The following is a 14,233-nucleotide window of genomic DNA, read 5'->3' as shown; positions in this document are numbered from 1 at the left end:
ACCCGTTTGATCTGGAAGAAAGAAAAGAGCAGCCTTGTATTTGCTTCGGTTGTTACTATAGCTTTGCTGGCCTGGTGGTCGCAGGCGGAAGCCTTGCGCCTGCCGGGTATGTACCGGTATAGTAACCTGGCTTCTCTTATTTCTCAGGATACCATTCGAAAGGATACAGCTTACCTACCAAGCCGTAGACCAACCTTTGTACCATCAGACAGGCGCGGCAACCCGTTCAGCGACCGGAAATATAGTTCGCCCCTGCTCTTGGGGCAGCCAGGCAACATCCAGCTAAATGTGGAGTACGATGATAGCCTGCAACTATACAATATAAACGAAACAATAGGCGACAGCATACCTTACCGCACGCCATCGTCGATGACCTTAAAGCAGTTCTCGGAATTGCAGCAGCGCCAGGCGATCCGCGATTACTGGCGTACCAAGTCGGGTGGTTTGGATGGCGAAGACCTGACCAGCAGCCGCAGATTGGTACCCAAGATCTACATCAGCCCGGTGTTTGACCGTATTTTTGGTGGTAACTATGTCGATATCCAGCCAAATGGTAATATCTCGCTGAAATTTGGGGCCCGCTTTAACCGCAACCAGAACCCAACTATACCACTGCGTCAGCAGCGTACCGGCGACTTCGAATTTGACCAAAACATCTCGCTTAACCTGGTTGGTAAGGTTGGTGAGAAATTAGCGATCAATTTTAACTGGGACAACAACGCCAACTTCGACTTCGAAAACAACATGAAGCTGGATTACACTGGCTACGAAGAAGAAATAATCCGGAAAGTAGAAGCGGGTAACGTGAGTCTGCCCCTGAACAACTCGCTGATAACCGGCGCGCAAAACCTGTTTGGTGTAAAAACACAACTGCAGTTTGGCCGCTTAGGAGTTACAGCCATCGCATCGAACGTGCGCGGCCGCAACGATGAAGTGATCATCCAGAATGGCGCTCAGAATCAACCTTTCGAAATCCGTATAGACCAATACGATAAAGACCGCCATTTCTTTCTGTCGCAGTTTTTCCGCAACCGTTACGACAGGTCACTGGCTACACTTCCGCTGGTAAATTCTGGTATTGTTATCCGCAGGCTGGAACTGTATGTAACCAACAACAACCGGGCTACAGAGAACCTGCGTAACATGGTTGCCTACATGGACTTAGGCGAGCCGGACCCTTACCGTAACCAGTTTGAACGGATAACTACAGCCCCGGCCAGCAACGCCGTAAACACACTCTATAGTTTAATAGCCAATAACGCTACTGCCCGTAACAATGCCCAGGTAGATGAATACCTGCGTAGCCAGGGATTACAAAAGGGCATTGATTTCGAACACGTACGGGCCCGTAAGCTGGACCCAAGAGAGTATAAATTCAATCCGCAGCTTGGTTACATTTCACTAAATACAGCACTGTTGCCAGATCAGGTGCTGGGTGTGGCTTTTGAGTATACTTTCAATGGCAAAACCTATAAAGTAGGTGAGTTGATGGAAGATTACCAGAACCTGCAGGACGACCAGATCATCCACATGAAGTTGCTGAAAGCCACAAACCCATCATTAGAATACCCAACCTGGGACCTGATGATGAAAAACGTGTATAGCCTAGATGCAACACAGGTGAACCGCGAGAACTTTCAGCTGCGCATTGTTTACAAAGACGACGAAACAGGTGTAGACATCACAGCCCTGACCGAGCAAAGCCCGATACAAGGCATACCGCTGGTAGAAGTATTTAACCTGGATAATGTAAACTCCAATAACGACCGGCCGAGCGACGGTAACTTCGACTTTTTGCCGGGCATAACGATAGACCCTGAAACAGGGCGAATCTATTTTCCGCAGGTAGAGCCCTTTGGAGATTACCTGCGCCAGCAGTTCCGGAACAACCCGGAGCTGGCCGAACGCTATGTATTTGAAGAACTATACAACCAGACCCAGACGGATGCCCAGCAGAACAATGTAAAAGCCAAGTTCTTCCTGACAGGTAGAGTACAGGCTACCTCTGCCGATGAAATTGTGCTTCCGGGTTTCCGGATTGCAGAAGGCTCGGTGGCAGTATACTCCGGCGGTACACGCCTGACTGAGGGCACAGATTACCAGGTGTTTTATGACATGGGCCGGATCAAAATCCTGAACCCAAGCTATATCAGCTCGGCCAGCGACCTGCGGGTAACCTATGAGAAAGCCGAACTGCTGAACATACAGCCGCGCGCGCTGGTGGGTGCCCGCTTTGATTACCGCCTGAACAACGATGTGAATGTAGGGGCTACGGTGCTGCACATGAGCGAGCAACCTTACATTAACCGCGTAAGCATAGGCGATGAGCCAACCAACAACACCATTTACGGCTTCGACATTAACCTACAGAAAGAATCCAGGTTACTGACCCGAATGACCGATGCTTTGCCACTGATTCAAACCAAAGCGCCTTCAAGCATTACTTTTAGCGGCGAATTTGCGCAACTCGTACCAGCCAAAACCAAATCGCCAGCTAACGAGGATGGCACTTCTTACATAGATGATTTTGAAGGTTCTGAAACACCCTATAGTTTAGGAGGATTCAGCAACAACGGTTGGCGCCTGGCGGCTACTCCTGCCCCGCTGGTTCCCGGCGAAGGCCTTGCCTATAGTTACAACCGCGCCAAGCTAGCCTGGTACACCATCGATCAGATCTTTTACCGAAATTCGGATGGTCTGAAACCTAACAACATTACTGATGAAGAGCTGAAGAACCATTATGTGCGTGGGGTACGTCGAAACGAGGTTTTTCCAGGTCGTGACCCGGAAGTATCTAACACCTTTGAGTATACTTTTGACCTGGCTTATTACCCGCGCGAACGTGGCCAGTATAACTATAACCCGAACCTTACCCCTCAGGGTTTGCTCTCTGGTGACCCTCGTAATAATTGGGGCGGTGTCAGCCGCGAAATTACCTTCGATACCGACTTTGATAATGCGAACGTAGAGTACATCGAGTTCTGGATGATGGACCCTTTCATTTCGGGACAGAATGGCCGAAAAGATGCGCAGGGCAACCCTATCCCTAACAATACTGGTGGCGAACTGGTATTTAACCTGGGTAGCGTTTCAGAAGACATTCTGCGTGACAATGTTTATTCTTTTGAGAACGGATTGCCTACGTCGCCTGAAAACGCTTTACAAAATGTGCAGGAAACGATCTGGGGCCGTGTAACCACGCAACAATTCCTGACCGACGCCTTTACAGGAGTAGCAGGTGCACGCCAGTTCCAGGATGTTGGTCTGGATGGTTTGAACGATGCTGCAGAGGCTGATTTTTTCCGCAACTCTTTCCTGAACCAGATACCGGGAACACCACCGCAGATTGTAGTGGACGACCCATCGGCTGACAACTTTCTGCATCACCTGGATCCGATTTACGACCAGCAGAACGCCGGTGTACTGGCACGTTACAAGAACTTCAACGGCATGGAAGGCAACTCTCCTGAGAACAGCCGCTTTGCTAACTACGCTTTCCCGGACAAAGAAGACCTGAACCGCGACAACGTAATTAACGACGTAGAACAGTACTATGAGTATAAGATAAACCTGCAGCCAGGACAGCTGAATGTAGGACAGAACTATATCGTAGACCAGGTATCACAAAATGTGAACGGTGATAATGTAACCTGGTACCAGTTCCGTATTCCGGTGCGCCAGCCAACAGGCAATGTGGGCAATATCAGCGGCTTTAAGTCTATCCGGTTTATGCGTATGTACATGACCCAGTTCCAGGACCCGGTGGTGCTGCGCCTTGTGCAATTCCAGTTTGTAGCTAACCAGTGGCGCGAATTCCTGCAGCCAATTACCGAAGGCCGCCCATGTCTCACCTGTACCGACGACGCCCGTAACTTTACCATCTCTACTGTAAACATCGAGGAAAATGGCCAGGTAACTGAAGGCAACATTCCATATGTAGTACCGCCAGGTATTGAACGTCTGCGAGACTATGCTTCTACCAATAACCGCCGCCAGAACGAACAATCGTTGCAGTTGTGCGTGGAAGACCTGCGCGACTCATTCTCGAAAGCCGTGTACAAAAACATCTCGTTAGACATGCTGATTTATAAGCGCCTGAAGATGTATGTACACGCCCAGACCCAGGACCCGAACACCCGCAGTGGCGACGTGCAGGCTTTTATCCGTATTGGTACCGATTACACTCAGAACTATTATGAGTATGTAGTGCCGCTAACTATAACACCACAGGGCAGCACATCGCCTAACGATATCTGGCCGCAGGAAAATATGGTGGATATTGCTCTCGAAGAACTGGTAAACGCCAAAGTAGCCCGAAACAGAATTGCCGGATTTGACAAAACAATACCTTATGAGGTACAGCTGGGTAATGGCAAGATAATACGTGTAGTCGGTAACCCTGATTTCAGCGAAGTACAGGGTGTGATGATTGGCTTGCGTAACCCAACTATAGCCGGCTCCGATGCCCGTCCGCACTCGCTGTGTATGTGGGTAGATGAGCTACGCGTGACAGACTTTAAAAACAGCTCGGGCTGGGCTGCCAATGCGCGTCTGAACACCAAACTTGCCGACTTTGCCAATGTAACAGCTACGGGTGCCTATACTACAGTTGGTTTTGGCGGATTACAGCAGAAGATAGCTCAGCGCTCCCGCGAGAACACGGCTATGTTCGATGTGAGCGCCAACATTGTAGCAGACAAGTTTCTGCCAGAAAAAGCAGGTATCAGAATTCCATTGTCGGTGCAGTATGGTACCCTGAACAGTGAGCCACAGTTCGACCCGCTGGACAAGGACGTACCGCTGGAGCAATCACTTTCTAAGTTCGACTCCAAGGAAGCGCGTGATGCCTATAAGAAAGAAGTAACTACCCGCGAAACCCGTAAGAGCTTTAGTTTACTGAACGTACGCAAAGAGCGCACCGACCCCAACGACAAAGTACGCCCTTACGATATCGAAAACATATCGCTGAACTATGCTTATGCCGAGCGCCTGTTCACTGATATCGAAACGGATCGTGATTTTACGAAAAGCTATACTGGTGGCATTGCCTACAACTATAACAACCCAACAGCGAAGAACTATGCGCCTTTCGCCAACTCAAACTCTTTTAAATCGCCGTACCTGCGCCTGATAAAAGACCTGAACTTTACACCGCTGCCAAGCAGTTTTGCTTTCCGAGCCGACCTGGACCGTCGGTATAACGAGACTTTCCTGCAGCGCCGCGATCCGGTTACTGGCCTTACCACTACCCGTGGCATACAGCCTACGTTCCAGAAGTTCTTCTACTTCAACCGTATCTACGATATGAAGTGGGACATCAGTAAAAACCTGTCGCTAGACTATACAGCTACCAACCGCGCTGTAGTTGATGAGCCGGACAACCGCATTAACAATGAAATCGACTCGCTCAGGTATAAGAACAAGATCATCTGGGAGAACCTGCGACGTGGTGGCCGTACCACCAACTTTAACCAGCTGATTGCCCTGAACTATAAACTGCCGCTAGATAAGTTTCCGCTGGTAGACTGGATTGGTGCTGAGACACGCTATGCTGCCACTTATATCTGGACAGCAGGCTCAACAGCACTGAACAGCGACGATCAGTTCAGGTTAGGAAACACCGTGGAGAACAACAAAGAGTTTACCGTTAACGGTCGCCTGGACCTGGTTAAACTATACAATAAGGTAAAATTCCTGAAGAACGCGAACACGCCGCCTGGCCCGGTACCGGCACGGCCTGCTAATGATACGACAGCCAAATCAGGTTCTGATAGCAAGATATTTAACTCAGTTGCCAGGTTCCTGATGATGACCCGTTCTGTTAACTTTACCTACCTGCAGAACCAGGGAACCATGTTGCCGGGCTATTTGCCGAGCACCAAGTTGCTGGGTTTTGATGATGGCTTTGATGCACCCGGCCTGCCGTTTATTCTGGGCCGCCAGTATAACCTGGACGACTTGTACAACCGTGCAGATCGAAACGGATGGTACACAGACAGCAGCCAGTATCTGAATACTCCGTTAAGCGCCATACTTACCGAATCGTTTACAGCGAGGGCTAACCTGGAGCCGTTTAAGGCCTTCAACATTCAGCTGGATGTAATGCGTAACAAATCAGAAATAGACGAAGTATTTTACCGCCGCGAGTTTGATGATTTTGGTAACCTGAGTAACGAAGCCCAGCGCCAGAACCCAATCACGACCGGAGCTTTCAGTACTTCGTTCCTGGCATTGGGTACCTTGTTTGAGGCAGGCGATGCAGGCGTATCCGGAGCTTTTGAGAACTATATCCGGTACCGTTACGAAATACGTGAGAAACTTGTAAGTGCCAACCCAATTGCCGGTGATGCAGGCTACACTCTGAACTCGCAGGATGTGTTGCTGAATGCCTTCCTGTACGCTTACCAGGGCCGCGACATAAATGGGTACAAAGCTGAATCGAAGAGCCCTTTCAGCAGGCTGCCTATACCAAACTGGCGACTGGACTATAACGGGCTATCCACACTTCCATTCTTCCAGCAATGGTTCAGCCAGGTAAACCTGACGCACGGCTATAGTTCAACGTTCAACATTACGAACTTTACTACGTCGCTAGCCTACACCAGCAGGCCAAATGGTTTCCCAACGCAGATAAACGAGTTCGGTCAGATCATTCCTTATTACATTGTTACACAGCTTACCGTATCGGAGAGGCTGGCGCCGCTGCTGGGTGTAAACTTCCGTACCAAAACAAACATGACGGGCCGCCTGGAATACAAAGTAGAGCGCAACCTGTCGCTGAACCTGACCAACGCCCAGATAACAGAAACGAACGTGAAGGATTATGTGATAGGGTTGGGTTATGTAGCTAACAGGTTCAGAATTCCGATCCGGATTGGCGGCGAGCGTAAAGTTTTGGAGAATGAGCTAAACATGCGACTGGACTTCTCTGTTAGAGATAATCAGACAGTGCAGCGCGCCATAGCCCGCGATGCGCAAGGCAACGAAACCAGCCAGAACCAGATCACGAACGGTACGCGCCAGCTGCAGCTTCGCCCAACTATAGATTACCTGCTGAGCGAGCGTGTAAACATTCAGTTCTATGTGCTTCGCACGGTGTCCGATCCTAAAATATCGACATCGTTCCGCAACAGTGTAACGGAGGGCGGCATACAGCTGAGAGTTAGTTTGCAATAAAGTTTTTGCATTGCAAAAAACAACGTATTTTTGAGTCAGTCATCAATTAAACAGATATAAAAATGAATCTACCAGAAAACCTGAAGTATACGAAAGACCACGAGTGGGTACGCATTGAAGGAGACGTAGCAGTAATCGGCATCACTGATTTTGCACAGAGCGAACTTGGCGATATCGTTTATGTTGATATTGACACTGTTGACAAGCAGATCAACCAGAACGACGTGTTTGGTACAGTTGAAGCTGTTAAAACAGTATCTGATCTGTTCAGCCCACTGAGCGGTACAGTTCAGGAGTTTAACGACAAGCTGGAAGGCAACCCAGAGCTTGTAAACTCAGATCCGTATGGCGATGGCTGGATCATTAAAATGTCTATCGACAATACTTCGGAAGTTGATGGTTTGCTAACAGCAGATGCTTACCGCGAACTGATTGGCCGCTAGTTGTAATCTGATACCTGTACAGGTTTGATTTTACGATACAATTTTTTTACCATACTGTGGGCAGCAGCAATCTTACTTACCACGCTGCTGCCCTCAGCTTCCATGCCATCGGTCTCACTCTCCGACCTCTTTTCGTTCGATTCCTTTGCCCACGCCTGCATGTTTGCCGTGCTGTGTTTCCTGATGATCGTGGGGTTTACCAAACAATTTACTTACCCTAAGCTGCAGCACTTCGCTGTCCGGGCATCGCTGCTCATTTCCACCCTATTTGGCATCCTGATCGAGATCCTGCAGTTTACGCTGGTACCAGGCCGTACTGCTGAGATCATGGATATTGTGAGCAATACAATTGGCTGCATCATCGGGATTATCATTTTTAAGTGGGTTTACATCTGGTAACCAAAGCAAAACTATGGCCTTGCCTTCCTATATTTAAGGCATGAAGCTATTCCGATACATCCTTATACTTTTCTTCTGCTTAGGCTCCTTGCACCTGTATGCACAAGATATGCTACGTGTGCGCCAAACTATAGATACCCTAACCAGCTCTTACTTTCATGGGCGCGGGTATATTTTTGAAGGCGACACTCGGGCCGCAAACTACATCCGCGACAGGTATAAAGCAGCAGGCTTGCAGCCGGTTGGCAGTTCGTACATGCAGGAATTTACCTTGCCCGTAAACCGCATTACCGAAACACCGGAGCTACAGGTTGGCAACTATAAACTCACCGCCGGAACAGATTTTGTAGCCAGCGCCCGCAGTAGCAGTGGTAAGGGAAAAGCCGATGTTCTTTACCTGGATACTTTGGTGTTCTCAAACGAGGCTGCTTTACAGAAATTCTTCGCGCATAACTTCCGGAAAAAAGCGCTGGTTTATCCTCAGAAATTTCAGAAGCAACTATGGGAACTGCCCCTTCCCTATTTGCAGAAATTAAGCAGCGCCGCTCTGCACATTGTGCTGCAACCAAACGGCCTGCTCACCACTGTAGCCGCACAGGCCGCGCCGTTGCCTATCCTGGAAGTAAAACAGAGTGCCTGGCCGGCTGGTGCCCGTAAGCTAAAGTACAAGGTTGTTTCAGACCATACTCCAAACTATAGAACCCAGAATGTAATTGGTGTGATACCTGGCGCTGTGCAACCCGACTCGTTTATAGTTTATACTGCCCATTACGACCACCTGGGAGGCCAGGGCAAGGGTGTATATTTTCCGGGCGCAAACGACAATGCGAGTGGTACTACCATGCTGCTGGAGCTGGCAGAATACTATAGCAAGCCTGAAAACAGGTCAAACTATAGCATTGCATTTATAGCTTTTGCTGCCGAAGAAGCAGGTCTGCTGGGCTCCTTCCATTATGTAAACAACCCGTTGTTTCCGCTCTCCAACATCCGCTTTCTGGTAAACCTGGACCTGCTGGGCACCGGCGACGATGGTATGATGGTCGTGAATGGCAGTATCCACCCGGCAGAATTTGCGCAACTACAAACTATAAACAAGAAGCACAACTACCTGCCACAGATAAAAATGCGGGGCAAAGCAGCCAACTCCGATCATTATCCGTTTTCTGAGCGTGGCGTTCCAGCTTTCTTTTTCTATACACTGGGCGGCACAACAGCTTACCATAACACCAATGACCAGGCCCGGCAGCTGCCACTTACCAAATTCAGCGAAGTATTCCGGCTGATCACTGATTTTGCCGCTGCGCTGCAAGGGCAACGTTAGGGTCTTAATTCGCTGTTGCAACGCTGAGTTTTTACGCAATTCAATGCTCCCCGAATTGTGAAATTAACTGACAATAAGTACATTGTACTTCTTAATTTTAAAGGAATACTGTTTGCAACACTTTTTACAGACTGCTGTGGGAGAACGATGGAATAGCCTTGTAAAGCTAACGCGATGGGCACTTTGTATAAGTATAGTTTTGCTGAGCATTCTGGATACCTTTGCTCAGCAACAGCCTTCAGCAAAGCCTTTTCATAACCGCCTTGCTCCTGGCCTGCAGCAAAGCATACGCAGCCACAATGCGGTTCGGGTGCAGGTCAAAGATAAAGCGCAGTTCCTGCTCTGGCTTTCAGAAAATAACATTCAGAGCAATGTGCAGCACACAAAATCAGACCGTATTGTTACGCTGAGCAATGTTTCTGAGAAAACGCTGCAGCAATTGGCCAATTCGCCTCATGTAACTTACATCGATAAACCTAACCGCCAGGCCCGCGAAGAAATAGAACTCCGGGATGCCGATTTCTCCATCAATACTATTTATGCCTCGCTGGGCGCATTCCCGCAGTTAAATGGCCAGCAAATGGCGGTGTCAATAAAAGAAGGCGCTTTCGACCCGAATGACTTAGACCTGAAAGGCCGTGCCATTTCTCCGGAAATTTTTGGAGATGAATTTTCTATACATGCCACTACGATGGCAACTATAATAGCAGGAGCCGGCAACACAGGTCCCAAAGGAAAAGGAATTGCACCCTATGCTAGGCTTGGCTTTTCTGATTTTGCAGAACTTTTCCCGGATCAGAGTCAGGATTTACTCAGTAAAAACATCCACCTGCAGAACCATTCTTATGGTGTAGGCGTGGAGAACTACTATGGCCTGGAATCAGCAGCATACGACCGGGAAACCTATCACAACCCTACCCTGCTGCATGTTTTTTCTTCGGGTAACAGTGGCGATAAAGCAGACGAAACAGGTAACTACGCCCATATAACCGGATTTGCCAACCTGACGGGCCAGTTCAAGAATTCGAAAAATACGTTGAGCGTAGGTGCTGTAGAAGCCGATGGGCAAGTGGGCGTGCTCAGCTCCAGAGGTCCTGCCTACGACGGACGTGTAAAACCGGAGTTGGTAGCGCATGGTAAAGGCGGCACCTCAGAGGCCGCAGCAGTGGTGTCGGGGGTGGCATTGCTGGCGCAGCAGGCGTACAAGGAAAAGTATAACGCCCTGCCGCCTGCAGCACTCATAAAAGCTGTGCTCATAAACAGCGCCGATGATGCCGGAAAGCCCCAGGTAGACTTCGAGACCGGGTTCGGAAATACGGATGCCCTGGGAGCAATACAAACGATAGAGCAGGCAAGATTTTTTCAGGCTGAAGTGGCTCACGCTGCTGAGAACCTGCACCTGATTACAGTACCCGCCGGTACCCAGCTACTGAAAGCAACATTGGTCTGGCACGACACCGAAGGTAACCCGGAAGCAGCCAGCGCGCTCATTAACGACCTGGACCTGGAACTGATTAATGTTGCAACCGGCCAGACCTGGAAACCCTGGGTACTCAGCAGTTATCCGCATCCTGATTCACTTGCCCTACCCGCAAAACGCCGCACAGACCGACTGAACAATGTAGAGCAGATCACGCTTGAGCTACCTGCTGCCGGAAGTTACCAGCTAAAAGTACGCGGGTATAATTTGCCAGCGGGCCGACAGTCCTATAGTTTAGCATTTGAATTTTCGTCGGGTATAGCGTGGGTGTATCCGGTAAAGGGGCTTAGCTTGCAGGCTGGCGCAAATAACCGGATCCGCTGGCAGGGCGCTGGTACAGAACCGGCCAGGCTGGAATACAAACTTTCCGGCAGCAACGAGTGGCAACTTCTTGCTGATAACCTGCCTGTTGATGCGCAACACTACGACTGGAAGACACCTGATATAATTACCCAAGCAGAACTTCGCCTTACCAGCAACAGCAATACTGCTACTTCAGGTCCATTTATTCTTAGCAAGCAATTAAAACTGAACGTAGGCTATAACTGCGATGACCAGATAATGCTGCACTGGCCTGAGCTACTTAATGTTAAGGAATACCAACTATGGCAGGTAGGCAGTACCCACCCCGAGCTATTAACTACTACCGCAGATACGCTGATCATCCTTTCCAGGAATGAGACTCAGGCTTTGCCGGAATATGTTAGTGTGGCCCCGGTAATAGCCGGCGTTGCAGCACAGAGCAGCGGCGCTATAGCGTTTAGCCAGCTGGGGGTAGCCTGTTATGTTAAAAGGTTTATGCCAGAGCAGTTTGTGGCTAAACAGGCAGCTTTACAACTCGAGCTGAGCTCATTATATAAAGTAGCATCTCTCACATTAGAGCGGATTTCTGGCAATAACTACGAAGCCATCCAAACTATAGCTCCTGTAACGCAACTCAACTATAGCCTCCTGGACTCTTCGCCTGCTTTAGGTAAAAATCTATATCGCGTAAAAATCACCACTACCGAAGGCAAAGCTTTTTATAGCCATACTGAAGAGATTCTTTTCACCAACGACAGTTTCGTACAAATTTACCCTAACCCGGTACCAGCAGGTCAGCCCTTTTATATTGCCATCGCTGCCGATGTTGCCGTCGTGCAACTATACGATGCGCTGGGCAAGCTGGTGTATGCGTCGGAAGAGTTTGGAATGGTGAAGGAGATTCCTACCAACAAACTGCGAAATGGGTTATACATCATCCGCATAAAGACAGAGAATGGTACTGTGTTATCTGGTAGAGTACTTGTGTTGTAGCTTCTTATATGTTCTATAGCTAACTATAGTTGCTGAATTGCCATCAAGCAGTTTGTGCTATAGCCACCATTTATCCTGAGAGCTCTACTCACCTACCGTTTCAATTTGGCTTTGGTGCGCTCCCGGCCGCGGGGCCCCGTCTTCGGGCATCGCGCGGTGTACATTTCTTTTGCTCCTGCGTCGCAATGGCTGCGCCACCAGAAATCTACAAGGCGCTCAACCCAAAGACTGTGATCATTCGATAGCTAATCTATAGTTTGTTGAACAGCTATAGTTGCTTAGCCTTTCCGTGGTAGTAGTTCCAAGGGGCAGGCTGCGCCTGCCTGCACGTGATCTGTAACTATAGCACTATAACCTAAACTATAGCAAAGGCAGAATTCCCCTCTTGGGAGAGGTAGGGGTGGGTTAATTGCCAACTATAGAATTATACTCCAAACTATAGAATGGCATAAGTTCTCTTTCTTCTGTTTTAGGAGAGTGCTGGTGTGAGGTAAAATTCCCCGCCTTGGATAAGGAGGGGTAGGGGTGGTTGGACAAACACCAACTATGAAACTATAGCTCCAACTATAAGTGATGACTTAATCCCCAAACCCATCCAATCACCCCAATCTCTAGTTCAAACAAAAAAGGCTCTGCCATTTCTGACAGAGCCTTCTATAGTAAAACTCAATTGTTCAAAAATTCAGTACTAAGCCAGATTAGAACACGTAGCGCACATGCAGGGCAGAATCCCAGAAACCGCCGCCGGACGGTATGTTAATATAAGGCTTGATGTCTGCACCGATGGTAAATGGAATGTCGCGGATGTAATATTCCAGACCAAGCACGCCGTCTACACCTAAGGCTACTACATTGTCGTGGTAGTGTTTGTGACCATGATCATAGTAGTGACGGCCTTCGTGAAAACCAACGTGACCACCTATACCATAGTACCACTGCAGGCCACGCGCGTTAAAGGCAGGTGCATGCTTCTCATACAAAACTGTAATTACAGTACCGCGGTGTCTGAAACTGGTGCTCAGAATACCTTCAATGGCAGCATCACTTTTGATAAAGTGCTTAACAGTAAGTCCCGAAGCAACACCGCCTCTGAAACCAATACCTGTCTGGTAGCCACTCTGGGCATTTGCACTAAAACCTACTGACAGAACCAGCGCCAGTGCAAAGAAAATTCGATAAAACGTCTTCATAAAAGGTTAAAAGTTGAAATTTGTGCGATCGGCAAAATTGTACTGCCGGTGCGGTAAAATTAAAACTTCTAACGCATTAAAAAATAAATATTGCACTACACAGTTACTTTTTAGGCGCTGCTTTGTAGCTCTGCAGGTAAGCAGTCCGGCGTGTACGACGGCCGATGAGTTTAAAGAATGATATAAACCGCTGATCATCAAACTTTAGCGCTTTTGCAAAAGCATCTGGTTTTTTCTCTTGCTCAAAATCTTTAATGTAATGCTCGCGCACCACGTCAGCTTCGGAAAGTTCTTCTGCAGCTTCAATTTGTACTAATCCGGTTTTTTTCCATAGTTTTCGCCACCACTCAATACTATGTATAAAGTACCAGTAGTTCTTATAGTCGCGGCGCAAAAACTTCGGCACTTCTTTCAGGCTTTCTATCTCTCTGGTAAAGCACACATCAACTATAGCAATGTACCCATCAGGCTTCACAAAGCGGGCAATGTAGGGCAGATACTTCTCGTCGGTTCCGAAATAGGTGTAAGAATCTACTACAATCACGGCGTCAAAATACTCTTCGGCAAAAGGCAGCGAGCGGGCATCAGCTTCGATAGGGATTACCATGTCTTCACATCCTTCCTCCAGTATGCGCTCATAGTTGTCGCTGGCCGAGATGGCTTCGTCCACGGCCCAAACCGTTACGCCAAATTCTTTTGCCAGGAAAATAGAACTGATAGCTTTGCCACAACCCAGGTCGAGCACGCGCATGCCTGGCTCAAGGTGCAGTGATTTGGTAAGGCTTTCGAGATTAAAAAGTACGTTCTCACCCATAGAGTGCTTGCGTACCCACTCTGGGTCGTATTGAGAGGCTTTCGGGAAAACGTGCCGGAGCTGGCGTTGCTTCATAAGGTATAGCTTTATTAGGTGCTATGCCTTTACGAACGG

At 48.6% G+C, this 14,233-nt stretch carries 7 protein-coding genes; 5 read left to right on the top strand and 2 right to left on the bottom strand.

The window, feature by feature from the left end:
* Window positions 1–6 precede the first annotated feature (6 nt).
* The 5 genes from sov to GXP69_RS04135 all read left to right on the top strand — a co-directional run bounded on the left by sov (window position 7) and on the right by GXP69_RS04135 (window position 12,115).
* A complete protein-coding gene (gene sov / locus GXP69_RS04155) occupies window positions 7–7,176 on the top strand; it encodes a T9SS outer membrane translocon Sov/SprA (protein ID WP_235925547.1) in 7,170 nt (2,389 codons plus the stop codon).
* Between the two features lie 62 nt (window positions 7,177–7,238).
* Window positions 7,239–7,619, top strand: a complete 381-nt coding sequence (gene gcvH / locus GXP69_RS04150; protein ID WP_163912654.1) for a glycine cleavage system protein GcvH — start codon at window positions 7,239–7,241, stop codon at window positions 7,617–7,619.
* Window positions 7,620–7,643: 24 nt separating this feature from the next.
* Window positions 7,644–8,018 carry a VanZ family protein gene (locus tag GXP69_RS04145; RefSeq protein ID WP_235925546.1) on the top strand — a complete coding sequence of 125 codons (375 nt, stop codon included), beginning with the start codon at window positions 7,644–7,646 and terminating at the stop codon, window positions 8,016–8,018.
* A 40-nt stretch (window positions 8,019–8,058) separates the two neighbouring features.
* Window positions 8,059–9,339, top strand: a complete 1,281-nt coding sequence (locus tag GXP69_RS04140; protein WP_163912653.1) for a M28 family metallopeptidase — start codon at window positions 8,059–8,061, stop codon at window positions 9,337–9,339.
* A gap of 199 nt (window positions 9,340–9,538) precedes the next feature.
* The gene (locus GXP69_RS04135; RefSeq protein ID WP_163912651.1) at window positions 9,539–12,115 is read left to right on the top strand and encodes a S8 family serine peptidase; all 2,577 of its coding nucleotides are present in this window, start codon (window positions 9,539–9,541) and stop codon (window positions 12,113–12,115) included.
* A 698-nt stretch (window positions 12,116–12,813) separates the two neighbouring features.
* Here GXP69_RS04135 and GXP69_RS04130 read toward each other — a convergent pair.
* A complete protein-coding gene (locus tag GXP69_RS04130) occupies window positions 12,814–13,305 on the bottom strand; it encodes a hypothetical protein (protein WP_163912649.1) in 492 nt (163 codons plus the stop codon).
* Between the two features lie 103 nt (window positions 13,306–13,408).
* The gene (locus tag GXP69_RS04125; RefSeq protein ID WP_163912647.1) at window positions 13,409–14,194 is read right to left on the bottom strand and encodes an SAM-dependent methyltransferase; all 786 of its coding nucleotides are present in this window, start codon (window positions 14,192–14,194) and stop codon (window positions 13,409–13,411) included.
* Window positions 14,195–14,233: the final 39 nt, after the last annotated feature.

This window comes from Pontibacter burrus, from assembly GCF_010686685.1.
Classification (GTDB): Bacteria; Bacteroidota; Bacteroidia; order Cytophagales; family Hymenobacteraceae; genus Pontibacter; species Pontibacter burrus.
This window is presented reverse-complemented; position numbering and strand designations above follow the sequence as displayed.

Coding starts and splice junctions, on each gene's coding strand:
- gcvH (WP_163912654.1), top strand. CDS start 7,239: ATGAATCTACCAGAAAACCTGAAGTATACGAAAGACCACGAGTGGGTA.
- GXP69_RS04140 (WP_163912653.1), top strand. CDS start 8,059: ATGAAGCTATTCCGATACATCCTTATACTTTTCTTCTGCTTAGGCTCC.
- GXP69_RS04130 (WP_163912649.1), bottom strand. CDS start 13,305: ATGAAGACGTTTTATCGAATTTTCTTTGCACTGGCGCTGGTTCTGTCA.
- GXP69_RS04125 (WP_163912647.1), bottom strand. CDS start 14,194: ATGAAGCAACGCCAGCTCCGGCACGTTTTCCCGAAAGCCTCTCAATAC.